Origin of the sequence: Onishia niordana (assembly GCF_004798965.1) — a bacterium.
GTDB lineage: Bacteria > Pseudomonadota > Gammaproteobacteria > Pseudomonadales > Halomonadaceae > Onishia > Onishia niordana.
Genome location: NZ_SDSD01000006.1, coordinates 234,807 through 257,272 on the forward strand (window position 1 = coordinate 234,807; position 22,466 = coordinate 257,272).

Below are 22,466 nucleotides of genomic sequence, written 5' to 3' on the forward strand. Positions count from 1 at the left end.
TCGGTGATCTGTTCCAGGTGCTGCCGGAGCTTGAAAGCAAGCTGTAAGGCGATGAGTATTAGTGGTTGCTGAAAGCTGCCAAGCGCTAAACCATTGCCGCTGATTGAGCATCTACGACCGGCCTTCCTTCGGGGAGGCCGGTTTTTTTATGCGAAAGGATGAGAGAAGGCGTCGATAGGCGCAGAGGGGCATCAAGTCATGCTTGTTATTGATAATTGTTGCTATTTGAGGTAGCGTTTCATCCACTTGCGGCAAGGATCAATGGGAGAGCGTGGTGCGACATACCCCCAAACGGTGGCGAACGAGATGGATCTTGGCGCTTGCGCTGGCAATGCCGACCGTACCTGCCTTGGCTAATGAAAAACTTCTCGATGAGACCCTTTCTGCCGAGCAGTCGCAGGCTGAACTGCAGGCACGTATCGATGCCGCTGACGAGAAAACTCGCGCCGATATCAAGGCGCTGCGGCAGAAGCAGGCGGAATTGCGTCAGTTGACGGGCTACAACCGTGATATGGCCCCGCGCCTGGACCAGCAGGCCGCGACGCTAGATGACCGCGAAGCGGCACTCAATGCTTTGGGGGACACCCGCGAGGCGTTGCCGGGGATGCTCCACGACCTGGTGAAGCGACTGCGCCAGTGGGTCGAGGCGGATTTGCCCTTTCTCAAGCAGGAGCGCATGGCGCGGGTAGATAGCCTTGAGTCCCTGCTCGCCAACGCCGAGGTCAGTTACGGCGAAGCGCTTGAGCGCGTGCTGGCCGCCTGGCGCACTGAGCTCGACTATGGGCGAGAACTGGATGCCTGGCGCGGTCTTCTGGACGCTGCCCCGTCGAGTGGCCGCTCAACTATGTCGTCAAGCAAGTCTATGTCGGCAGGCGAATCGCTCTCCCAGGAAGTCGATTTTCTGCGTGTCGGTCGCGTCGGACTCTATTACCTGACACCGGATGGACGTGAGGGGGGCGTGTGGAAGACCACCGCCATGGAATGGCAGCCACTCGATGGCAACGAGCGTGCTGAGGTCGACAAGGGGCTACGTATCGCTCACGACCAGCGTGCACCAGCGTTGCTGACGCTACCCGTGTCCCAGCCGGTCGGTGCCAATGCGTCAGTATCTGACGAAAACGCGCCTGTCTCTGTCGGCATTACCACCGAGGGCTCGCGTTCGGGCGAGGAGGACGCTACATGAAGCGCTTGTTAGGCATCAGTGCTGCCGTCATCACGCTCGGACTGATGCAGACGGCTATCGCCCAGCCAGCCGAGGCCCAGGATCAACCCCAGCAGGCCACTGGCTCGCCGATCCAGACGCTCAAGGCCGAGCGCCAAGCCGCTGAGGCAAGGGATAGAGCGCGTCTCTCGGCGCTGGTCGAGGATCGCGAAGCCCTGTCGGCACGTCTGGCCGAGGTCTCGTCGCAACTGGAAGAGGCGCGCGCGCATCGCCAACGGCTCGATGTCCGCGAGGGCGAGCTTGATGCCCGCCGCGAGGCACTGGCTGAAAAGCGCCAGCAGGCGGGCGGTGAGATGGAGGCCATCGCCGGCACGCTGGAAAGCCAGACCAATGCCCTGCGGGATGACCTGGCAGACAGCTTCTTGACCGCGGGTGAGGTCAGTCTGCCGCCAAGGATGGGCAGTGATGCCTTGCCGCGTCTTGAGCATCTCGAGGCACTGGCCGACAGCCTGATGTCGCTTACCGTGGCGAGCGGTCAGGTCCAGCGATTGACTGCGCCGGTGGCCGATGCCGGCGGTGAGCGAGAGCGTCGGGAGGTCATTCGTGTTGGCGATATATTGGCGTTGAGCGAAGGTCAGCTGCTGCGCCGCCCCGGCCCGGATGGTCAGCTATCGATGAGTGGCCATACCCCGCGCGCGGCTTCAGAGACGCTCAAGAACTTCCAGGCGGGTCGTGAAGACCGGGTGGTGATAGATCCGTCCCAGGGCCAGGTGATGGAGGTGCTCGCCCAGCAGCCGAGCCTGCTCGAGCGTTTCCATCAGGGGGGCGCGGTCGGTTATGTGGTCGTGACACTGGGCGTATTGGGACTACTGGCGGCACTGGCTCAGTATGCCTACCTGATCCGGGTCAGCCTGGCCGTGCGCCGCCAGCTCGGCGATTTGAATCATCCGGGTAATAACAATCCACTGGGTCGAGTGATTCGCCGCCTCGCATCGCTGTCGCGTGATCATGCCGCGGAGGCGCTGGAGGCACGCCTCGATGAGGCGCTGCTCGCTGAGCAGCCGCGACTCGAGCGTGGTCAGCCGCTGGTCAAGCTGCTCGCTGCGGTGGCGCCCTTGCTCGGCCTGTTGGGCACGGTGACTGGGATGATCGGCACCTTTCAGGCGATCACGGTGTTTGGTACCGGAGATCCGCAGATGATGGCCGGTGGTATCAGTCAGGCCTTGGTGACCACGGTACTTGGCCTGATCACTGCCGTCCCGTTGTTGTTCGCTCATACGGCGCTTGCCAGCCGTAGCCGTCACCTGGTCGGTGTGATCGAGGGGCGCGCCAGTGCCGCTCTGGCGGAACGTCTCGAGCCTCTTACTGCAGATGATGAACGAGAACGTCATGCCAGTCTGGCTTGAACCACTGAGCTGGTTGTTCCGTGCCGGTGGACCGGTGCTGGTGGCCATCGCCCTGGTGGCGGTGGTGCTATTCAGCCTGGCACTTGAGCGCTGGTGGTATTTTCGTCTCACGTATCGGCGGGCTCGACGCTCATTGATCAGGCGTTGGGTGGCGCGCGAAGAGCATGTCAGCTGGAGTGCTCGCACCTTGCGGGAGGCTTGGACCCGCGAGCTGATCGCGCGGTTACGTCGCCCCTTGCCCTGGCTCAGATGGCTGGTGGCGGTCTGTCCCTTGCTGGGGCTGTTGGGCACGGTGACCGGAATGATCAGTGTCTTCGATAGCCTCTCGCTGAGCGAGGTCAATCAAGCGCGGGCAATGTCCGACGGCGTCGCCCGTGCCATTCTGCCGACATTGGTCGGCATGGCTGTGGCGGTGGTCGGCTTGCTTTTTACCACCCGCCTGGAACACATCATTCGCCGCGAAGACCAGAAGCTCCATGATCGGATGGCTCGCGCCACGGAGGACTCTCATGCGTAGGCGTCGCCTGGAGGGCGATCACGGTAGCGAAGGGGAGGTCAATCTCACCCCCATGCTCGACGTGGTCTTCATCATGCTGATCTTTTTCATCGTCACCACGTCTTTCATCAAGGAAAGCGGGGTCGAGATCCAGCGTCCCGAGTCCAGTGCGGCCACGCCGCGACCGGATGCGCAGGTGATGGTCGCCATTACTGCCGAGGGCTCGGTTTGGGTCGATGGCCAACCGGTCGACCTGCACCGTCTGGGCGATACGGTGTCCGCGCTTGTCACTGATCAAGGCGCCGTGGTCATCCAGGCCGATCGTGAGTCTACCACTGGGCTTTTGATCGAGGTCATGGATAGCCTGCGGGATGCCGGTGTCGAGAATCTGGCCGTAGCGGCCAGCCGAGAGGCGTCCTGATGCGTCACCTGGTGGCCATTCTGGGGGGCGTCATGCTGGTCGGTGGCCTCTTCGCCCTGCTGGCGATGCTGGTATCACCGCCGGACGACACGCCGACACTCGATGTGCCGGCCGTATCCCTTGCCATGGTCGAAGCGCCGACTCAGCAGTCGGCCAGTGCGGCGCCAACGCCTACGCCGCCGGCACCATCGGTCGCTCCGCCACCTCCGGCCCCTGAACCGGCGCCCCAGACACAAAGCGCGATCAGCCTGCCTGACCCCGAGCTGCCCGCGGAGCCGCAAGCATCACCGCCATCAGAGATGACGCTGCCCGACCTAGAAGAGCAGCGCCCGGACCCTGAGCCAACGCCTGAGCCCATGCCTGAGCCAGAACCCAGGAACGAGCCGGCCGAGCCTGTGACAGACACCGAGCCAGCCGAGCCACAAGAGGTTGCAGCGGCCAATGGACGTGGGGAGAGCGCCAACGAGGCCACCGAGGATGCCAGTTCTCAAGAGGTGACGGCCGCTCCGCGTCCGACGCGAAAAGTCCCCCCGCAGTACCCGTCGCGGGCACAGCGACGGGGTCTGCAGGGACATGTGGTGGTGGCTTTCACCATTCGTCCCGGTGGCGAGGTTGACCGTGATTCGATCACGGTCGTCGAGGCCGACCCCGCTCGCGTCTTTGATCGCGCTGCCCGTCGCGCGATAGCCGGCTGGGAGTTTCCGGCCTCTGGCTCGCCGCGGCGGGTGCGGCAGCGTCTAGAGTTCAAACTGAGGTAATGGCTAACGTGATGAAGGTGCCGACTGCTTCCATCTACCGCCTGCTTGTGGGGCTGCTGCTCACGGCGATAACGACCGCTCACTGCCTGGCGGCGCCGTCGCTTCCTGGTGGCATCCTGCGCGATCTGGAATCGGTCGAGCAGGACCTGGCGGCGGCGGATGGCTCAGATGACATCCTGGCACTCGAGAATCGCGCCCTGTCTCAGGCCAAGCGTCTGGCGGGTGGCAATGATGCCGACCGCTGGGCGCGAGCGCTCTATCTTCAGCTGGCATCACAAGCGGCGGTTCGCCGTGACGCCTATGACGATGCAGCTAAGCATATCGCGACGGCTCGAGGCGTGCGGGGCGTCGATGCGGCGATGCAGTCTCGTTGGCAGCATTGGGAGGCGAGCCTGCGTCTGCGCGCCGGTCAGCAGGCCAAGGGAGCGGAGCTGCTGAAGGCCTGGCTCGACGAGCACTCAGGTGAGGCCGACGATTACTGGCGACTCGCGAACGCTCAGGCACGCCTCAAGCGGTGGTCGTCAGCGGCCGCCACGCTGGAGAAACTGCCCGGTGCGTTGAGTGATGCCGCAGCAGACCAGGAGCCACTTTCTGAGTCGCGAATGATGCTTGCGGCAAGCATCTATCAGCATGCCGGTGAAGATGAGAAGGCGCTTACGATGATCGAGCGCCTGTTGGCCGGTGCGTCCCATGATGAGGCGACATGGCGGCGGGCGGCCGGTCTCGCACAGCGACTGGGGCGAGATGCCCATGCCGCCGCCCTATGGGAAGCGGGCTGGCGACAAGGCGTGCTTAGCGGCGAGGCGGCGCTTGAGCGACGCATCAGACTCCACTTGCAGGCAGGCACACCCGCTCGAGCGGCGGAGCTTCTGGCCAACGCGCTGGACGAAGGAGCACTTGACGATACCCTGGCGCGGCGTCGCCTGCTGGCGAGGGCCTATGAGCGGGCCAGGGCGCGCTCGTCAGCGCTCGAGGCCTGGCGGCAGGTTGCTAAGCAAAGCGGTGAGGCCGAAGACTGGTTGTACCTCGGTCAGCTAGCGGCGCAGTGGGGCAAGGATCCAGACGCTAATCAGGCGCTGTCCCGGGCGCAATCACTGGGTAGTGAGCAGGCCGCCGCCTGGCTTGACTATCTGGATCAGCACCCGTTGGAGCAGCGCTAGCGCCTAAAATAGCGCGTGGCAGTTTAGGAGTCAGTGTCCGGAGCCAGACTCGGGGATAGCGAGGGAGGGGAGCCTGCCCGCCCTAATGGCGAGCCAGGCGAGGGACAGCGGCGGCATTGTGAAACGTGTCATCCGTTGTCTCTATTGAGCGCCGGGCTAGAGTGCCAGTTCGGCCCACACCGGCGCGTGATCCGACGGCTTTTCCATGCCGCGCAGCGCATAGTCGATGCCTGCGTCAGTCACGACATCATAAAGCGGCTGGCTGACCAGGATATGGTCGATGCGCAGGCCGCGCTTGGGCTCGCGATCAAACCCCTTGGAGCGGTAGTCGAACCAGCTGAAGTAGTCGTCCCGGGTCGGGTGCACCAGGCGGTAGCTGTCGGCCAGCCCCCAATCCTTGACGCGGGTAAGCCAGGCACGCTCGATGGGCTGAAAACTGGTCTTGCCTTCGCGCAACCAGCGCTTGCGATTGGCTTCACCGATGCCGATGTCGCGATCTTCGGGAGAAATATTGAAATCCCCCATGATGGCAAGGCGCATATCCGGCCGGCAGTCTTCTTCCAGCAGCCGTGACAGCTGGGCGTAGAAGCGTTCCTTGTAGGGAAACTTGGTGGGGTGCTCGACGTTCTCGCCCTGGGGGAAATAACCATTCCATACGGTGAGGTGTTCACCGTTGTCCAGCGTCAGGCGGGCGCCGATCATGCGTCGCTGGGCGTCGTCACCATCGTCGGGGAAACCGTAAAACACCGCGTCGGGTTCCTGGCGACACATCAGCGCCACGCCATAGTGGCCTTTCTGGCCATGGAAATAGACGTGATACCCCAAGGCTTCCAGAGCTTCACGCGGGAATTCGCTATCCTGGACCTTGGTTTCCTGCAGCCCGATGACGTCCGGCGCATGCGCCTCGATGAGTGCCTCGAGTTGATGCGGGCGGGCACGGACACCATTGATGTTGAACGACACCAGCCGCATTATTTGCCCTCGTCGTCGGGTCGAGCGTTCTTGTCTGGATGAATCTCGATGGATTGCGCCTTTTGCATGCGCTCGAGCTTGCGCGCGGCCTGCTGCTTGCGCTGGTCCTGTTTCTTGGCGGTGAAGCGACGTGATGGCGCCACCTCATCGGGGTTGTTGTGGCGCCACTGCTTGTAATCCTTGCGCCGTCCGGTGCGGAGCTGCACCTTGTCGGCCAGCGAGCGAGTCTTCTTTCTGCGTGTCATGACAATATTTCCTTTCCTGAGCGACGGCCATTCTAGCAATCACGGCGCGCTATCAACAGCGACTCACCGAGTCAACGGCGATCATCTTGATGAAGTGGCGCGTGAGGATGCGTCGAACGTGGCCAAGATGTCACCCAGACAAGCCGTGGCGGCCAAGGGCTGGTACAATACCCCACCCGGAACTGGCCTGACCTTGGCGTCAGTGCATCACATCCACTGTTATTGGGACCTAAGCACAGCCTATGAGCGAGTCGGAACAGAATCCCGCCCCGGCGCAGACCCGCAAGCCAAAGCGTCGTCGCCGCAAGCCGCGCAAGTCACAGTCCAGCTGGGACATACGCCAGTTCCAGGTGCCTGCCGTCGCGGGCAAGTGGCGCTTCCATGACTTCGACCTGCCCTTGCCGCTGATGCGTGCCATCCATGCGCTGGGCTTCGAATACTGCACCCCCATTCAGGCCGAGGCACTGGCCCAGACCCTGCTGGGCGGTGATGTGGTCGGCAAGGCCCAGACCGGCACCGGCAAGACCGCTGCCTTCCTTATCTCGATGATGGCCTATTTCCTCGAGGAAGAGGCGCCTGATGGTCAGAAGCCCGGTGCGCCGCGTGCACTGATCATCGCGCCGACCCGTGAGCTGGCGCTGCAGATCGAGAAGGACGCCAAGGCACTGGCACGCTTTACCAAGCTGAATGTGGCGAGTGTCGTCGGTGGTATGGACTACCAGCAGCAGCGCGAGCAGTTGGGCAAGAATGTCGATATCCTGGTGGCAACGCCTGGCCGGCTGCTCGACTTCCATGAGAAGCGTGATATCGATCTGACCCAGGTCGAGGTGCTGGTGCTTGATGAGGCGGATCGCATGCTGTCGATGGGGTTCATCCCCGACGTCAAGCGCATCATTCGCCACACGCCGAAGAAGGAAGAGCGTCAGACCTTCCTGTTCTCGGCGACCTTTACGCCGGACATCCTCAACCTGGCCAGCCAGTGGACGATGGATCCCGCGCATGTGGAAATCGAGGTCACCGTCGACAATGCGGCCGATATCGATCAGCGCGTCTATCTGGTCAGCGATGAGGACAAGTCGCGGTTGCTGATCAATCTGTTGAAGGACGATAGCCTCGAGCGGGTGATGGTGTTCTGCAACCGGCGTGACCTGGTGCGCAAGCTCGATGACCTGCTCCGCGAAGCCGGCGTCAGCGTGGCGATGCTCTCCGGTGACGTGCCGCAGACCAAGCGCATCGAGACCCTCGAGCGCTTCCGCGAAGGCGATGTGCGGGTGCTGGTGGCCACCGATGTGGCCGGCCGCGGCATCCACATCGAGGACGTCAGCCACGTGGTCAACTACACCTTGCCGGAAGATCCGGAAGACTATGTGCACCGTATCGGTCGCACCGGTCGTGCCGGCGCCAAGGGTGTGTCGATCAGCTTCGTGGGTGAGGAAGACGCCTTCTCGCTGCCCGAGATCGAGCGTTACATCAACGACAAACTGCCCTGCGAGCATCCCCCGGAAGGCACGCTGTAACGGCGAAGGCCGTAAGGACGATATCGACGATGCTGGACGAGGCGCTCAAGGGCGACATCCAGACCGCCTATCGGCGGGTACTCGAGGGCCTCGAGCTGGCGCCGCGCTACGGTCAACGGCTGATGATCGCCGAGATCGCCCGCACCCTTGCCGGTATTCAGGCCGATGATGACGGCAAGCGGACCTCCAACGAGCACGTTTGTGTGCTCGAGGCGGGCACCGGCACCGGCAAGACCCTGGCTTACCTGCTGGCGGCGCTGCCGGTGGCCAAGGCGCGCGGCAAGCGGCTGGTGGTTTCCACCGCCACCGTGGCGCTGCAGGAGCAGGTGCTGCATCAAGATCTCCCCGCGCTCAAGCAGCATAGTGGACTGGACTTCGACTATGCCCTGGCCAAGGGGCGTGGACGCTATATCTGTGTGGCCAAGCTCGAGCAGGCACTCGATGGGGTCGAGGACAACCCCACCTTGTCGCTGTTCGAGCAGGCCATGGAGTCCCGTGACGGCGACGATTTCCATGGTCTGGTCAAGGAACTGGCCGAGGCGTACGGCAACGGACGCTGGGAAGGGGATCGCGACAGCTGGCCGGTGGCCATCGCCGACCCCGAGTGGCGGCGCCTGACCACCGATCATCGTCAGTGCACCAATCGTCGTTGTGACCACTTCAGCGCCTGCGCCTTCTTCCGTGCACGACGCTATCTGGACAGCGCCGATATCATCGTCGCCAACCACGACCTGGTGCTCGCCGACCTGGCGCTGGGCGGTGGTGCGGTGCTGCCGAGTCCCTCCGACTGCATCTATGTCTTCGATGAGGGGCATCATCTTCCCGACAAGGCCATCGGCCACTTCACGCATCGCTTCGCCGTCAACGGCGCACTTCGCTGGCTGCGTACCCTCAAGAAGTCCTTGACCGAACTCAATACCGCACTCGGCGTGCAGCCGACCCTGGCGCGGCTGCTGGGCGGTTTTCCCGAGGCGATCGCGGCCCTGGAACCCCGCCTGGGTGAGGTCTTCGCGCTCGGTCATCAACTCGCCGACCTGCCCAATGGCGCCGGTGAGGAGAGTCGCCAGCTGCGCTTCGACATGGGGCGTGCGCCAGAACCATTGCGCGAGCAGGCCGGCGCTCTGGTCACGGTCTTCGCCGAGCTATCGCGCAATCTCGAGAGCATGGCCGACATCCTGCGCGAGAGCCTTGATCCGGAGAAGTCCACCGGGCTGCCCCGGGAGCAGGCCGAACCCTGGCTGCCGCTGATCGCTTTGCTGCATGGCCGCGCCCTGGAGGCCCACGGCCTGTGGCTGGCCTTCAGCGAGGTCGACGATACCCAGGAACCGCCCCGGGCGCGTTGGCTGAGCTTCGAGCAGGTCGGCGGCGAGCCGGAGCTCGTTTTTGCAGCGAGCCCGGTCTCGGCGGCCAACACCCTGGCACGCACCCTGTGGGGCAGCTGTCACGGTGCGGTGGTCACCTCGGCGACCCTCACCGCCCTTGGGCGCTTTGAGCGGATCCAAGAACGAGCGGGGCTCGCTAACCGCTATCGCTACCAGCGTCTGCCCAGCCCCTTCGATTATTCCCGGGCGGTGCTGAGCATTCCCCGTGAGGCGGTCGATCCCGGTGACCGCGAGGGGCATGAGCGCGCGATCGTCGATTTCGTGCAGGGCCTGGATGAGAGCGAGGCGGTATTGATGCTGTTCTCCTCGCGGGCCCAGCTGCGCGCCGTGGAAAAGGCGCTGCCACGCAGTGAGCGCGAACGGGTACTGGCACAAGACCGATTGCCCAAGCGCGAGCTGATCGAGCGCCATCGGGCCCGGGTCGATGCGGGAGAGGGCAGTATCATCTTCGGCCTGGCAAGCTTCGCCGAGGGCATCGACCTGCCCGGTGAGTATCTGACCCATGTGGTGATTACCCGGTTGCCCTTCGCGGTGCCCGACGACCCGGTAGGCGCCACGCTTGCCGAGTGGATCGAAAGCCGCGGTGGCAACCCCTTCATGCGCATCACCGTGCCCGACGCCTCGATCAAGCTGGTGCAGGCCTGTGGCCGTTTGATCCGCAAGGAGGAAGATTCCGGGCGCATCACCCTGCTGGATAGACGGGTGCTGACGCGCCGCTACGGCCAGGCGCTGCTCGATGGCCTGCCGCCCTTCACCCGTGAGATCGATGGGGTGGTGCAGGGCGGCTGAGGCCGCCTCGCCTGCGGCGGCAACGGGGTCGATTTCCCGTTGCCGGTGGAGTGTCTCGTTCCAGCGGGTACCGCCATGAAGCTGATCCTCAGTCGCAAGGGCTTCGATACCGCCGCCGGGGGCGTGCCCAGTCCGATCTTTCCCGACGGCCGGTTGCTGTCGCTGCCCATTCCCGATGCCCGCTCGACGATTGCCTATCACCACATCGACCATGAGGGAGCATCTCTGGGGCCCCTGGTCGCCGAGCTGACCCGAGGGCGAATCACGGCCGGGCAGGGCGCCCATCTGGATCCCGACCTGCTGGCACAGAGCCTGCCGCGCCGGCCCGGCTGGCGACCGCTATTCGGCCAGATGGGTCAGGCACAGGGGCATCTGCGCAATCAGGGCGTGGGGCCGGGTGATCTGTTCCTGTTCTTCGGCCTCTTTCGGCGCGTCGAGCGCCGAGGCGGTGCCTGGCGCTGGGTGCGCGAGGCACCGCCGTGTCATCTCCTCTGGGGGTGGATGCAGGTCGAGGAGGTCGTGTCGCTGTCGGGCGGCTGGCCGGCCGGATATGAGTGGGCGCACGATCACCCGCACGGCCAGCGTCTCGAGGCGGCTCATAACGTGCTCTATGTGGCGCGACGTCGACTGGCGCTGGGCGGTGGGGCCGATGGCTTGCCGGGGGCGGGCGTCTTTGCCCATGAGTCAGCGGCGTGCCGCCTGACGGCGCCGGGCGCGGAGGCGGTCTCTTGCTGGGCGCTGCCGCGCTGCTTCTATCCCGATGATGGCCGCCCGCCGCTGTCCTATCACGCGGACCCCGGTCGCTGGCGCCTCCGCCCGGACCATGCGGCGCTAAGGGCCGTGGCGCGAGGCCAGGAATTCGTGCTGGAGGGGGAGGCCTACCCTGAGGCGATCGCCTGGGCGGGGGAGCTGATCCGCAGCGAAGGAGCCAGGTGAGGGTTGGTTTCTCCTTGATGGGGCGAGATAGTGGCCGGTGAGGCGCGATCAGCCAAGATCCGCGGTATCAACAGGGAGAGTCGAGATGTATATAGCATTGAAATGGGATCACAAGATTGGTGCTCACTTTGTGGCCTGGATCGTGGTCGAGTGTTCGGCCGTGGGCGAGAAGTTTGGCTTGCCTCAGGCGCTGCCGCCCAGGCGTGACGTGGCCTACTTCGTGGACCCGGATACAGCGGAGCAGGATGCCAAGGCATTTGCCGAGTACAAGAACGAGGACGCGACGGCTGCGCTGGCCAGCGAATATAGTCCTTACCTTTCTGAGCACCATGGCTACTGCCATTACCCGTGGGATCATGACTATCTGAGTGAGCTGGTCAAGCATGCGGTGCTGTATTGGGAAGACGGCCAACACCTGAAGCCCGCGCCGGTACGCGATGATGTCGCGTATTTTGTCTGCCCTGAGGCGTCGGAGCAGGACAGCCGCTTTTTCGTCCAGTACAAGCTGGCCTGCGCAGACCGCACCGTGGCCTAAGGCTGGCGTCCCCTTGAGATCGGCATATAGCGGTAGGTCGGGGATGTAGCCATAAAAAAACAACGCCCACCAGCCGTGTGGGCGTTGCTCTATCAGGATCGAGGCCCTGAACGTCGAACGCTGGGGATCGAACGATCAGTCGCTGCGACGCTTGGCCAGCACCGGTGCCAGCTTCTCGTTCATGGCAGTGAAGGTGGATACGGTGGTGTCCCAGTCAATGCAGGCATCGGTGATCGAGACGCCATAGGCCATCTCGGCCCTGTCGTCCTTGATCTTCTGGTTACCCCAGCCGATATGGGATTCGACCATCAGGCCGATGATCGAACGGTTGCCTTCAAGGATCTGGTTGGTGACGTTTTCCATCACCAGCGACTGAAGGGCCGGATCCTTGTTGGAGTTGGCATGCGAACAATCGATCATGATGTTCGGCTTGATGCCTTCCTTTTCCAGTTCCTGTTCCGCCAGTGCCACGCTGACGCTGTCGTAGTTGGGTTTGCCATTACCGCCGCGCAACACCACATGACCATAGGCGTTGCCGCGGGTGCGGATGATCGCTACCTGGCCGGCCTGATCGATGCCGAGGAAATTGTGCGGGTGCGCCACCGACTGCAGGGCATTCACTGCCACATCCAGGCTGCCATCGGTGCCATTCTTGAAGCCCACCGGGCAGGAGAGGCCAGACGCCATCTCGCGGTGAGTCTGCGACTCGGTGGTACGCGCACCGATCGCCGACCAGCTGATGCAGTCCTGCAGATACTGCGGCGAGATCGGATCCAGGGCTTCTGTCGCCAGCGGCAGGCCCATGTCGGAAAGGTCCACCAGCAGGCGACGCGCGATATGCAGGCCTTCTTCGATTTCGAATGAGCCATTGAGATGCGGGTCGTTGATCAGGCCTTTCCAGCCAACCGTGGTACGCGGCTTCTCGAAGTAGACGCGCATCACGATGTAAATGCTGTCCTTGACCTCATCGGCCAGCCGGCGCAGCCGCCGGGCATAGTCCATTGCCGCATCCACGTCGTGAATGGAGCAGGGACCCACGACTACCAGCAGACGTGGATCGCTGCCATCCAGGATACGCTGGATGGTCTCGCGGCCTTCGACGACCGTGCGCTCGGCGTTGCCTGTCAGCGGGACTTCCTGCTTGAGCGTCTCGGGGGTGATCAGAACATCCTGGGCTAGGACGTTGAGGTTATTGACCTGCTGTTGTGACATGCCGCTACCTGTGACGTGATTACGCGCGTTGGAAAGATGAAGTATCGCCTACTATCGCCCGTGGGGGCTGTGAAAATCAACGGCGATAAGGAACTTGCCGACGAATGTTGTTGTCACAGCCGTTCGCTACCGTTGGCATGCCATATGCTTGATGGAATGCCAATAAACAGGAACACTGACGGATAATCATCACCGAATGCCACCAGGTTTCCACAGAGACGTTATGACTGCTTGTTTACCTCCAGTGTTCACCGAGAGCTCGGCCCTCGGGCGATGCAGTAACGTGTGCTCGTCCAGTGTAGCGTCGGTTGCGTGCGTCTCCTGCACAGGGAGAAGCTGAATGGACACCCGAGAAACCGATCAGCAACTCGTTGAGCGTGCTCAGCGGGGTGATACGCGTGCCTTCGATCTGCTGGTCAAGAAGTATCAGCATAAGATCATCGGACTGATCGGTCGCTACGTGCACGATCATGCTGAAGTGCATGATGTAGCGCAGGAGGCCTTCATCAAGGCTTACCGAGCGCTCGGCAAGTTTCGCGCCGACAGTGCCTTTTATACCTGGATGTACCGTATCGCCATCAATACGGCCAAAAACCATCTGGTGTCGCGTGGCCGTCGTCCGCCGGGCAGTGATATGGATATCGTCGACGCCGAGATCGTCGACCAGAGCGGTCGGCTCTCCGATATCGAATCGCCGGAAGCGTCTATTGCGCGCGATCAGCTAGAAGCGGCGGTCCTCGAGGCAATTGATAACCTGCCTGAAGATCTCCGTACGGCAATCACATTGCGAGAGTTCGACGGCCTGTCATATGAAGATATTGCACAGATCATGGACTGTCCGGTAGGCACGGTGCGTTCGCGCATCTTCCGTGCCCGCGAGGCCGTCGATCGTCATATTCAGCCGCTGGTGGTCACCGCCAGGACGCAGGATATGGTCCCCGAGTGACAGATTCAGGCATTTTTTGATCTCGGGGCTGAACTGTTGTCGCCTTTCGGCGTCACATGCTTGGGTCGAATCTGTCGTGGTGGCAGTGCCCGACAAGAGACAAGGTGGCGTTAGCCGTCCTGCTTCGTGTCGTTGGCTGTAAGGCACGTTGTTACCACTGGAGTCGACAACTGATCTTAGGGCGACACGCCTTAAAGTGTGAGGGTGTAACTGATGAACCAGAATTCACGGGAGTCATTGTCTGCCTTGATGGACAGTGAGGCCGACGATCTCGAACTTCCTCGAGTGCTTAAGTCGTTGGACGATTCCCCGGATGTGGCCGAAACCTGGCGACGTTACCACTTAGCTCGCAGCATGATGCATCGCGACCGGGATGTGGATGTGTCAGCAGATCTTTCAGCGGGCATCATGTCGCGGCTAGCCGATGAACCGGCACCTGAGGTTGAGGCGCCGGTCAAACCGGCACGCAGTCTGTTTTCCCGAGCGAGCTCCTTTGCTGGCAGTGCGGCGGCGGCCGCCGCTGTTTCGTTGATGGTCATTACTGGTGTGCAGTTCTATAACGGGTCGACTGAGCGTACCGACTCTGGCCAACCAGAGTTTGCCAGTGCACCGGGGGCCAGCTCTAATGCCTCAGGCCAAGTGCAGCGCCCCTCATTGGTCGATCTGCCACTCTTTCAGTCGTCCTCTGCAGGCCGCGGGGTGATGAATGTCGGGGCGACGGTCGAGTCTCCGATGATCATGGCGCCTAGCGTGCGTCAGTCGCAGCGAGCAGACCAGCAACAAGCACGTCTGTTGCAGTCCTATCTGGATCGCCACGCAGAAGGCGCGGCATATCGTAGCGGTGATGCCTGGATGCCTATTCTGCGGGCGTCCGGCCAAGAGTCATTAGGCCTGCACTAATGATGGTGTTCCCTGTCCTGAATCGAGCTATCGGTCACCGCCGATTGTCTTCTCGCGCGCTGATATTGTCGGCATCGGTGGCTCTTGCATGGCCCGCCTCTTCCGCCCTGGGCGAGGAAGAGGCATCTACCGGCTATGATTGCCAGCGGTTGGTGGAACAAGCCGCCCCGACAACCGCCAGCGAGTGGTTTGATCGGAGTCTATGGGCCAGCCACTGCTATGTGTTCAAGGCCCGCGCGGTGCGCATTGGCAGCGATGGCGTGCGGACACTGGCACTGACTCATGAGATCCAAGATGGTGTCGAGCACGAGGTGGCGCGCTTTCTCGATGGTGAGCCCGTCATGTTTGAGCGCCATGGTCGAATTGGCCGTGGTGCCTGGTCATCAGGCGACGCCAAGGCGCAGGCCTCACCCCAGGCGATCATGGCAAGGCTGAATGATCACTATCGCCTGAGCCTAACTGGCGAGGAGCGTATTGCTGGCCGCACCGCGATCCGTCTGGATGTCGAGCCGCTTGATGATATGCGCTTTGGCCAGCGGCTGTGGCTCGACAAGAACACATCACTGCCGCTCAAGCAGATGTTGCTTGATACACAGGGGCGAGTGCTTGAGACCTTCCAGATAACAGAAATCGAACAGCCGAGCGTGTTTGACGGTCGGATCGATATGGATCGTGGTCGAACACCGCCTGACGATAGCTGGCAGCCAGGCTGGATGCCGCCGGGTTTCGTCCCTCAGCCAGTTGAGACGGGCAGTGCCCTTCATGCAGATGCTGTGCATCACCGCCTATACAGTGATGGGATTTCCAGTCTTAGCATGTTTTTAGAGCCTCTTTCCCCCGAGCGGCCGGCGCTATCCCCCGGTTTGCATCGGCTGGGTATTTCCTATGCGGCCGTTCGGCATCTGACCTTGGAAGGTAAGCCCATGCAGGTGGTGGCTATGGGAGAAATGCCACCAGAGGTGCTAATAAAGGTTGTCGAACAAGTAAGCCTTTCGGACGATGCCCAGAATGCTGCCTCGAGTGACGCTGTCGATCATGTTGTCGATAGTGTTTCGACATTGCAGGAAGCGCCATGAGCATGACGGCGGATGTGTCATCGGCTCATTGGCTGGAAACGACAGCGCGAGTCGATGAGCTTATACCTGATGGGGCCCTTATCAGCGTACTGACCCAACGTGGCTGCGATGGCTGTGCATCACGCCAGGGGTGCGGCACGGGGTTGTTGGCCACCCGACGAGCACGCTCCAGGCAGTTCAAGGTCACGACGTCTGTTTCGTTGACGGTGGGCCAGACGGTTAGCATCGGCCTACCATCTCGTCGTTTTCTTGAAGGAGCCCTGGCCGTCTATGGGTTACCGCTGCTGACATCCTTGGCGGGCGGAATAGCAGCCGAAATCTGGCTGGCGCCCGGTCACCCGCTGGTTCCCATCGCGTTTCTTGCCGGACTTTTCGGTGGTGCATTATGCCTTTCCCTATGGGGCCGCTATCAGGCATCCGCTTATCGTCCGGTATTACTTGACCCTTCTCCGACGTAACGACCGGAATTGCCAGTCATTTCTAGAAAGACATTGGGGGTAGTCATGGGGTGACCAATAACCCAATGAAAGAGGGGCATCTGCACTCATCCTTTGCTGATCCACGTATTGCCTTCCCATGCTGCTGCAGGAGTGATTATGGAACGCACGCTTCGCCATTCTTTCGTCTTTGCTTTGTTGTTCATGCTGACGCTGGTCTGTGCCTCTGCTCAGGCCAGAGATCTTCCCGACTTTACTGAGCTGGTCGAGCAGGCCGCCCCCGGGGTAGTCAATATTTCGACGACGCGCACGGTGACTTCAGGTGGCTTTTCTTATCATGGTCCCGGCGGTGAGGATATTCCCGAGATCTTCCGGCGTTTCTTCGGTGACCAGTTGCCCATGCCAGGGGGTGGCCAGAAACGTGAACACGAACGTAAGTCACTGGGCTCTGGCTTTGTGATCAGCGAAGACGGCTACATCATGACCAATGCGCACGTGGTCAAGGACGCCGATGAGATTCTGGTGCGTCTCAATGATCGTCGTGAACTCGAAGCTGAGCTGGTCGGTGCTGATGCCAAGACAGACGTGGCGCTGCTCAAGGTTGATGCCGATAGCTTGCCGACGCTTGATATCGGAAACTCCGATAGGCTCGAGGTCGGGGAGTGGGTCGCCGCGATAGGCTCGCCATTCGGCTTCGACCATTCGGTGACGGCAGGGATTGTCAGTGCCATCAATCGCACCATACCGACCGATGCCTACGTGCCCTTCATCCAGACTGATGTGGCTATCAATCCGGGTAATTCTGGTGGGCCGTTGTTCAATCTCGATGGCGAGGTTGTCGGCATCAACTCACAGATCTTTACCCGCAACGGTGGTTACATGGGGCTTTCGTTCGCCATCCCGATCACGGTGGCCATGAACGTTGCCGATCAACTCAAGAGTGATGGGCGGGTCAATCGCGGCTGGTTGGGCGTGGTGATCCAGCCCGTATCGCGGGATCTGGCCGAGTCCTTCGGCCTGGATGGGCCGGCAGGGGCGTTGATCGCCGATCTCGACCCCGAGGGGCCAGCAGCTCGCGACGGATTGGAAGCTGGCGATGTGATTCTTGGCGTCAACGGTCAGGATGTCGATCGCTCAAGTAGCTTGCCAAGACTGATTGGCCGAGTGAGCCCGGGCGAGGAAGTAGAACTCGACGTGATGCGCGATGGCCGCCAGCGTGAGGTCACTGTCACCGTCGGCGACTGGCCAGATGCTGAGGACGGTAAGCAGGCCTCCAGCATGACCGATGGCAGTCAGGCGCGCCTGGGGCTGACGGTTAGCTCGCTCGATGAGCAGGTGCTCGAACGGTTGGGGATCGACGGCGGTGTGGCCGTGGATTCTGTCGAGCCTGGCAGTGTTGCCCAAGAAGCGGGTATTCGCTCGGGCGACGTGCTGGTCTCGGTGGATCACCAAGCTGTTTCTTCACCCAAGCAGCTGATGTCGGTTATTGAGTCCTTGGGTGCAGACCGTGCTGTGCCGGTTCGCCTCTATCGTGAGGGGCGCTCGCTCTACGTCGCAATGCGACTCAAATCCGAGTAACTCCCTACCTGAAAAACGACGGGGCCTACGGGCCCCGTCGTTCGTTGGAGCAGGGCTTCTCCGCGGCGTCGCTGTTCCTGTCGAGCCCTTGTCGGTACAATGCCGGCATTCTTATTCAAGACGCCCCTCCCATCGGGATTCTACTGATGGCCGCCAGGATGCGTACCAAGAACCGGATGACTCTGCATGAGCAACAACGTGACCAGCAAAGACCTTAGCTTGATCCGTAATTTTTCGATCATCGCCCACATCGATCACGGCAAGTCGACCCTCTCGGATCGCATTATCCAGATCTGTGGTGGTCTGACCGACCGCGAGCTCAAGGAACAGGTGCTCGACTCGATGGATATCGAACGCGAGCGTGGCATCACCATCAAGGCACAGTCGGTCACCCTGGATTACCTGGCAGACGACGGTAAGACCTATCAGCTCAACTTCATCGATACGCCGGGCCACGTCGATTTCTCCTATGAAGTCTCGCGCTCGCTTTACGCCTGTGAGGGCGCATTGCTGGTGGTCGATGCAGGCCAAGGGGTTGAAGCGCAATCCGTGGCTAACTGCTACACCGCCGTGGAGCAGGGCCTGGAGGTGTTGCCGGTACTCAACAAGATGGACTTGCCCCAGGCTGACCCGGATAAAGTCAGTAAGGAGATCGAGGAAATCATCGGGCTGGACGCCACCGATGCCTGCCAGGTGTCGGCCAAGAGCGGCCTGGGGATGGACGCGTTGCTCGAGCGCCTGGTGCGTGACATTCCCGCTCCCAAGGGGGATCGAGATGCGCCGTTGCAGGCGCTGATTGTCGATTCCTGGTTCGACAACTACCTGGGCGTCGTTTCGCTGGTTCGGGTGTTCGATGGCACCCTGAAGAAAGGCGAGAAAATTCGTATGACATCCACCGGCCGTGACTGGTCGGTGGGTGAGGTGGGGATCTTTACGCCGCTGCGCAAGCAAACTGATGTCCTTCGCGCGGGTGAGGTCGGTTTCGTGGTCGCCGGTATCAAGGATATCCATGGCGCTCCGGTAGGTGACACCATCACCCACACCAAGACACCTGACGTGCCACGTCTGCCGGGCTTCCAGAAGGTCAAGCCGCAGGTCTATGCCGGCATGTTCCCGGTCTCCTCCGATGATTACGAAGATTTCCGCGATGCCCTCGAGAAGCTAGCGCTCAACGATGCCTCTCTGGATTACGAGCCGGAAAACTCCGATGCGCTGGGCTTCGGCTTCCGCGTTGGCTTCCTCGGCACGCTGCACATGGAAATCATCCAGGAGCGCCTGGAGCGGGAGTACAACCTCGACCTGCTGACCACGGCGCCCACCGTGATCTATGAGCTGGCGATGGACAATGGTGACATCGACTATGTCTCTAACCCGTCCAAGCTGCCCGACATGGCCAACGTCGACGAGATGCGTGAGCCGGTGGTGCGGGCCAGCATCCTGGTGCCCCAGGAGTTCGTCGGCAACGTCATCACCGAGTGTGAGCAACGCCGAGGTACCCAGCTCGACATGCAGTTCCTGGGGAGTCAGATTCAGCTGACCTACGAGCTGCCGATGTCCGAAGTGGTGATGGACTTCTTCGATCGCCTGAAGTCGATTACCAAGGGGTATGCGTCGCTTGATTACAGTTTCGAGCGCTTCGAGGCTGCCAAGCTGGCGCGTCTGGATGTGCTGATCAACGGTGACCGGGTCGATGCGCTGGCGATCATCATCCACCGTGATCATGCTCACTCCCGTGGTCGGGCGCTGGTGGAGAAAATGAAGGAGCTGATCCCGCGCCAGATGTTCGACGTGGCTATTCAGGCGGCCATTGGCGGCCAGGTCGTGGCGCGTTCGACGGTCAAGGCGCTGCGCAAGAACGTGACCGCGAAGTGCTACGGTGGCGATGCATCCCGCAAGAAGAAGCTGCTCGAAAAGCAGAAAGCGGGCAAGAAACGCATGAAGCAAGTTGGCCGGGTCGAGATCCCGCAGGAAGCCTTCCTTGCCGTGCTCAAGGTGAACGACTAGGAAACACTGACAAATGGATTTCTCGCTTCTGCTGGTGGTGGCCGTCACGGTCACCGGGTTGATCTGGTTGCTCGATAGCGTCTGGTGGTCCAAGCGCCGCCAACAAGGCCCGGCGCTTGCCGGCGGCGATGATCGTGGTCGTGAATCCGGTGTGGCTTCTGCCAATGCATCTGGCCATCAAGCAGGAGGTGGCGAAAGCGCTGCTACCCGGACCACTGCCAAGGAGCCCTGGCTAGTTGACTACGCGCGCTCCTTCTTCCCGGTACTGCTGGTGGTGCTGGTATTGCGCAGCTTCGTCGTCGAACCCTTCCAGATCCCCTCGGGTTCCATGCGTCCGACACTGGAAATCGGCGATTTCATCCTGGTCAACAAGTTTACCTATGGACTACGTCTGCCGGTCACCAACACTGAGATCGTGGACCTCGGTGAGCCTGAGAGGGGCGACGTGATGGTATTCCGTTTCCCGAAAGACCCGTCGGTCAACTTCATCAAGCGTGTGATTGGCCTGCCGGGTGATCGTATTCGCTACGAGGGCAAGCAGCTTTATATCAATGGCGAGGCGGTGACCAAGCAGTTGGTCGATGAAGGCAATATCGACCAGCTCAAGGAAGTGTTGCTCGAGGAAAACCTGGGCGATGCCACCCACCCCATTTACAATGATTTTCGTGACCCAGGTCCGCAGATGCGCGAGCTGCGCGTGCCTGAGGGACATTATTTCATGATGGGCGATAACCGTGACCACTCCAACGACAGCCGCTACTGGGGCTTCGTGCCGGAGGAAAATATTGTCGGTGAGGCCTTTGCGGTGTGGATGCACTGGAACGGCGGACTACCGAGCTTTAGTGAGGTCCGGGTAATTGACTGACGTTGTTGCGGCCCCGGCGGTCGCAACCGGTTACATGCCCATCGATGATGACAACCTTTCAGAGAGTAGCAGGAGTTTCGTGAGCAACCCCTTGAATGCCTTCAGCCACCGGGTCGGTCATGAGTTCGACGACCCAGGCTTGCTGGAGCTAGCCATGACCCATCGCAGTTTTGGCGGTCAGAACAACGAACGGCTCGAGTTTCTCGGTGATTCCATCGTCAACTTCGTGATCGCCGAGGCGCTGTTTCGTCGCTTTCCACAAGCTCGAGAAGGCCAGCTGTCGCGTCTGCGTGCCCGTTTGGTCAAGGGCCAGACCCTGGCTGAACTGGGTCGGGAGTTTTCGGTAGGCGAATGCCTGCGGCTGGGTTCCGGTGAAATGAAAAGTGGCGGTCATCGTCGGGATTCGATTCTCGCCGATGCCGTCGAAGCGGTCATCGGTGCCATTTATCTCGATGCTGGCATGGATGTGGCCAAAACCCGTGTCTTGTCCTGGTTTGCGACCCGCCTCGAGGCGCTGGATCTGCAGGATACGCAGAAAGACCCCAAGACCCGTCTGCAGGAGTTCCTGCAATCCCGTCAGTCAGCGCTGCCGCGTTATGAAGTGGTCACCGTGGATGGCGAGGCACATGCCCAGACATTTACCGTAGAGTGCCACATCGAGATGCTCGATGAGCACACAGAAGGGGTCGGCTCGAGCCGGCGCCATGCCGAACAGCAGGCTGCCGAACTGGCGCTTACCCGCCTTGATCCCCGTGGAGGTCGCTCATGACTCAATCCTGTGGCTTCGTCGCCATCGTCGGGCGTCCTAACGTCGGCAAGTCGACGCTGATGAACCGTATCCTGGGCCAGAAGGTCTCCATCACGTCGCGTCGCCCCCAGACGACGCGTCATCAGGTGATGGGCATCAAGACAGAAGACGAGACCCAGTTCATCTACGTCGATACCCCTGGCATGCATATCATGTCGAAGGATCGTAACAAGGCGATCAATCGTTTCATGAACCAGGCGGCTACCCAGGCGCTGCGCGATATCGACTGCGTGGTCTTTATCGTCGACCGTACCCGCTGGGCGCCGGAAGATCAGGTGGTGCTCGACAAGCTGACCCACGTAAGCGCGCCGGTCATCCTTGCCGTCAACAAGGTGGACTGGCTCGAGGACAAGGCAAGCCTGTTGCCCTGGCTCGATCAGGTCGGCGCCAAGCGTGACTTCGCCGCTATTCTGCCGATTTCCGCCAAGCACGGTACCAATGTGCCGGAGCTCGAAGCCGAGGTCGCCAAGCATCTGCCGGAAGGGATTCATCACTTCCCTGATGATCAGATCACCGACAAGAGCTCGCGCTTCCTGGCCGCCGAGCTTGTGCGCGAGAAGGTCATGCGTCAGCTGGGTGATGAGTTGCCGTATCAGATGACGGTTGAAATCGAGGAATTCAAGACCGACCAGCGCGGCACTCTGCATATCAGTGCGCTGGTGATGGTCGAGCGTGATGGACAGAAGAAAATCCTGATCGGCGAGTCGGGTGATCGCATCAAGAAGATCGGTCGCGAAGCGCGTCTGGAAATGGAGCGTGCCTTCGAGTCCAAGGTGATGCTCAATCTCTGGGTCAAGGTCAAGCGCGGCTGGTCCGATGACGAACGAGCCTTGAAGAGCCTGGGCTACGACCTCGACTGAG

The 22,466-nt window shown here is 61.4% G+C and carries 22 protein-coding genes; 19 read left to right on the plus strand and 3 right to left on the minus strand.

Features of this window, described 5'->3' with window-relative positions:
- The first annotated feature begins 313 nt into the window (after positions 1–313).
- From ETC27_RS12955 to ETC27_RS12980, 6 genes are read left to right on the plus strand one after another with little or no spacing between them, the layout of a single operon-like run.
- Positions 314–1,183, plus strand: coding sequence for a DUF3450 domain-containing protein (locus ETC27_RS12955; protein WP_240724906.1), 870 nt, complete (start codon positions 314–316; stop codon positions 1,181–1,183).
- Positions 1,180–2,568, plus strand: coding sequence for a MotA/TolQ/ExbB proton channel family protein (locus ETC27_RS12960; protein WP_240724907.1), 1,389 nt, complete (start codon positions 1,180–1,182; stop codon positions 2,566–2,568). Before ETC27_RS12955 ends, ETC27_RS12960 begins: the two co-directional genes overlap by 4 nt.
- Positions 2,552–3,085 (plus strand): MotA/TolQ/ExbB proton channel family protein, encoded by a 534-nt coding sequence (locus tag ETC27_RS12965; protein WP_136255413.1) that lies wholly within the window; start codon positions 2,552–2,554, stop codon positions 3,083–3,085. Before ETC27_RS12960 ends, ETC27_RS12965 begins: the two co-directional genes overlap by 17 nt.
- The gene (locus tag ETC27_RS12970) at positions 3,078–3,485 is read left to right on the plus strand and encodes an ExbD/TolR family protein (RefSeq protein WP_136255414.1); all 408 of its coding nucleotides are present in this window, start codon (positions 3,078–3,080) and stop codon (positions 3,483–3,485) included. The genes ETC27_RS12965 and ETC27_RS12970 overlap by 8 nt, the downstream gene beginning before the upstream one ends.
- Complete coding sequence (locus ETC27_RS12975) at positions 3,485–4,243, plus strand: energy transducer TonB (protein ID WP_136255415.1); 759 nt, start codon at positions 3,485–3,487, stop codon at positions 4,241–4,243. Before ETC27_RS12970 ends, ETC27_RS12975 begins: the two co-directional genes overlap by 1 nt.
- An 11-nt stretch (positions 4,244–4,254) precedes the next feature.
- A complete protein-coding gene (locus ETC27_RS12980) occupies positions 4,255–5,403 on the plus strand; it encodes a tetratricopeptide repeat protein (protein ID WP_136255416.1) in 1,149 nt (382 codons plus the stop codon).
- Positions 5,404–5,559: 156 nt separating this feature from the next.
- Here ETC27_RS12980 and xthA read toward each other — a convergent pair whose 3' ends face one another.
- Both xthA and ETC27_RS12990 read right to left on the minus strand, forming a co-directional pair.
- On the minus strand, positions 5,560–6,375 hold the full coding sequence (gene xthA / locus ETC27_RS12985) for an exodeoxyribonuclease III (RefSeq protein WP_136255417.1): 816 nt from the start codon (positions 6,373–6,375) through the stop codon (positions 5,560–5,562).
- On the minus strand, positions 6,375–6,620 hold the full coding sequence (locus ETC27_RS12990) for a hypothetical protein (protein WP_136255418.1): 246 nt from the start codon (positions 6,618–6,620) through the stop codon (positions 6,375–6,377). The genes xthA and ETC27_RS12990 overlap by 1 nt, the downstream gene beginning before the upstream one ends.
- A gap of 242 nt (positions 6,621–6,862) precedes the next feature.
- Here ETC27_RS12990 and rhlB point away from each other — a divergent pair, with 242 nt between their 5' ends.
- From rhlB to ETC27_RS13010, 4 genes are all read left to right on the plus strand, one after another.
- A complete protein-coding gene (gene rhlB / locus ETC27_RS12995; RefSeq protein ID WP_136255419.1) occupies positions 6,863–8,137 on the plus strand; it encodes an ATP-dependent RNA helicase RhlB in 1,275 nt (424 codons plus the stop codon).
- Between the two features lie 29 nt (positions 8,138–8,166).
- Positions 8,167–10,308, plus strand: a complete 2,142-nt coding sequence (dinG, locus tag ETC27_RS13000; protein ID WP_136255420.1) for an ATP-dependent DNA helicase DinG — start codon at positions 8,167–8,169, stop codon at positions 10,306–10,308.
- Positions 10,309–10,383: 75 nt separating this feature from the next.
- Positions 10,384–11,244, plus strand: a complete 861-nt coding sequence (locus ETC27_RS13005) for an Nmad3 family putative nucleotide modification protein (RefSeq protein WP_136255421.1) — start codon at positions 10,384–10,386, stop codon at positions 11,242–11,244.
- A gap of 85 nt (positions 11,245–11,329) precedes the next feature.
- Positions 11,330–11,779 (plus strand): hypothetical protein, encoded by a 450-nt coding sequence (locus tag ETC27_RS13010; protein ID WP_136255422.1) that lies wholly within the window; start codon positions 11,330–11,332, stop codon positions 11,777–11,779.
- Between the two features lie 135 nt (positions 11,780–11,914).
- Here ETC27_RS13010 and ETC27_RS13015 read toward each other — a convergent pair whose 3' ends face one another.
- The gene (locus tag ETC27_RS13015; protein ID WP_136255423.1) at positions 11,915–12,991 is read right to left on the minus strand and encodes a 3-deoxy-7-phosphoheptulonate synthase; all 1,077 of its coding nucleotides are present in this window, start codon (positions 12,989–12,991) and stop codon (positions 11,915–11,917) included.
- A gap of 340 nt (positions 12,992–13,331) precedes the next feature.
- On the opposite strand from ETC27_RS13015, the gene rpoE reads away from it, so the two are divergent.
- The 9 genes from rpoE (at position 13,332) to era (ending at position 22,465) form a co-directional block, all read left to right on the plus strand.
- Positions 13,332–13,937, plus strand: coding sequence for an RNA polymerase sigma factor RpoE (gene rpoE, locus ETC27_RS13020; RefSeq protein WP_136255424.1), 606 nt, complete (start codon positions 13,332–13,334; stop codon positions 13,935–13,937).
- Between the two features lie 213 nt (positions 13,938–14,150).
- Positions 14,151–14,837, plus strand: coding sequence for a sigma-E factor negative regulatory protein (locus ETC27_RS13025; RefSeq protein WP_136255425.1), 687 nt, complete (start codon positions 14,151–14,153; stop codon positions 14,835–14,837).
- Positions 14,838–14,914: 77 nt separating this feature from the next.
- Positions 14,915–15,913, plus strand: coding sequence for a MucB/RseB C-terminal domain-containing protein (locus ETC27_RS13030; RefSeq protein ID WP_240724909.1), 999 nt, complete (start codon positions 14,915–14,917; stop codon positions 15,911–15,913).
- Positions 15,910–16,371: a SoxR reducing system RseC family protein gene (locus tag ETC27_RS13035; RefSeq protein ID WP_136255426.1), complete on the plus strand. Its 462-nt coding sequence runs from the start codon at positions 15,910–15,912 to the stop codon at positions 16,369–16,371. Before ETC27_RS13030 ends, ETC27_RS13035 begins: the two co-directional genes overlap by 4 nt.
- Positions 16,372–16,509: 138 nt before the next feature.
- Positions 16,510–17,928 (plus strand): DegQ family serine endoprotease, encoded by a 1,419-nt coding sequence (locus ETC27_RS13040; RefSeq protein WP_136255427.1) that lies wholly within the window; start codon positions 16,510–16,512, stop codon positions 17,926–17,928.
- Between the two features lie 186 nt (positions 17,929–18,114).
- Positions 18,115–19,932, plus strand: coding sequence for a translation elongation factor 4 (gene lepA, locus ETC27_RS13045; RefSeq protein WP_136255428.1), 1,818 nt, complete (start codon positions 18,115–18,117; stop codon positions 19,930–19,932).
- A gap of 13 nt (positions 19,933–19,945) precedes the next feature.
- Complete coding sequence (gene lepB, locus ETC27_RS13050) at positions 19,946–20,797, plus strand: signal peptidase I (RefSeq protein WP_136255429.1); 852 nt, start codon at positions 19,946–19,948, stop codon at positions 20,795–20,797.
- A 79-nt stretch (positions 20,798–20,876) separates the two neighbouring features.
- The gene (gene rnc / locus ETC27_RS13055) at positions 20,877–21,566 is read left to right on the plus strand and encodes a ribonuclease III (RefSeq protein ID WP_136255430.1); all 690 of its coding nucleotides are present in this window, start codon (positions 20,877–20,879) and stop codon (positions 21,564–21,566) included.
- The gene (gene era, locus ETC27_RS13060) at positions 21,563–22,465 is read left to right on the plus strand and encodes a GTPase Era (RefSeq protein WP_136255431.1); all 903 of its coding nucleotides are present in this window, start codon (positions 21,563–21,565) and stop codon (positions 22,463–22,465) included. The genes rnc and era overlap by 4 nt, the downstream gene beginning before the upstream one ends.
- The last annotated feature ends 1 nt before the right edge of the window (position 22,466 follow it).

Excerpts from the sequence above, each read along its gene's own strand:
- ETC27_RS12960 (WP_240724907.1), top strand. The coding sequence starts at position 1,180 with ATGAAGCGCTTGTTAGGCATCAGTGCTGCCGTCATCACGCTCGGACTG.
- ETC27_RS12965 (WP_136255413.1), top strand. The coding sequence starts at position 2,552 with ATGCCAGTCTGGCTTGAACCACTGAGCTGGTTGTTCCGTGCCGGTGGA.
- ETC27_RS12970 (WP_136255414.1), top strand. The coding sequence starts at position 3,078 with ATGCGTAGGCGTCGCCTGGAGGGCGATCACGGTAGCGAAGGGGAGGTC.
- ETC27_RS12975 (WP_136255415.1), top strand. The coding sequence starts at position 3,485 with ATGCGTCACCTGGTGGCCATTCTGGGGGGCGTCATGCTGGTCGGTGGC.
- ETC27_RS12980 (WP_136255416.1), top strand. The coding sequence starts at position 4,255 with ATGAAGGTGCCGACTGCTTCCATCTACCGCCTGCTTGTGGGGCTGCTG.
- xthA (WP_136255417.1), bottom strand. The coding sequence starts at position 6,375 with ATGCGGCTGGTGTCGTTCAACATCAATGGTGTCCGTGCCCGCCCGCAT.
- ETC27_RS12990 (WP_136255418.1), bottom strand. The coding sequence starts at position 6,620 with ATGACACGCAGAAAGAAGACTCGCTCGCTGGCCGACAAGGTGCAGCTC.
- rhlB (WP_136255419.1), top strand. The coding sequence starts at position 6,863 with ATGAGCGAGTCGGAACAGAATCCCGCCCCGGCGCAGACCCGCAAGCCA.
- dinG (WP_136255420.1), top strand. The coding sequence starts at position 8,167 with ATGCTGGACGAGGCGCTCAAGGGCGACATCCAGACCGCCTATCGGCGG.
- ETC27_RS13005 (WP_136255421.1), top strand. The coding sequence starts at position 10,384 with ATGAAGCTGATCCTCAGTCGCAAGGGCTTCGATACCGCCGCCGGGGGC.
- ETC27_RS13010 (WP_136255422.1), top strand. The coding sequence starts at position 11,330 with ATGTATATAGCATTGAAATGGGATCACAAGATTGGTGCTCACTTTGTG.
- ETC27_RS13015 (WP_136255423.1), bottom strand. The coding sequence starts at position 12,991 with ATGTCACAACAGCAGGTCAATAACCTCAACGTCCTAGCCCAGGATGTT.
- rpoE (WP_136255424.1), top strand. The coding sequence starts at position 13,332 with ATGGACACCCGAGAAACCGATCAGCAACTCGTTGAGCGTGCTCAGCGG.
- ETC27_RS13025 (WP_136255425.1), top strand. The coding sequence starts at position 14,151 with ATGAACCAGAATTCACGGGAGTCATTGTCTGCCTTGATGGACAGTGAG.
- ETC27_RS13035 (WP_136255426.1), top strand. The coding sequence starts at position 15,910 with ATGAGCATGACGGCGGATGTGTCATCGGCTCATTGGCTGGAAACGACA.
- ETC27_RS13040 (WP_136255427.1), top strand. The coding sequence starts at position 16,510 with ATGGAACGCACGCTTCGCCATTCTTTCGTCTTTGCTTTGTTGTTCATG.
- lepA (WP_136255428.1), top strand. The coding sequence starts at position 18,115 with ATGAGCAACAACGTGACCAGCAAAGACCTTAGCTTGATCCGTAATTTT.
- lepB (WP_136255429.1), top strand. The coding sequence starts at position 19,946 with ATGGATTTCTCGCTTCTGCTGGTGGTGGCCGTCACGGTCACCGGGTTG.
- era (WP_136255431.1), top strand. The coding sequence starts at position 21,563 with ATGACTCAATCCTGTGGCTTCGTCGCCATCGTCGGGCGTCCTAACGTC.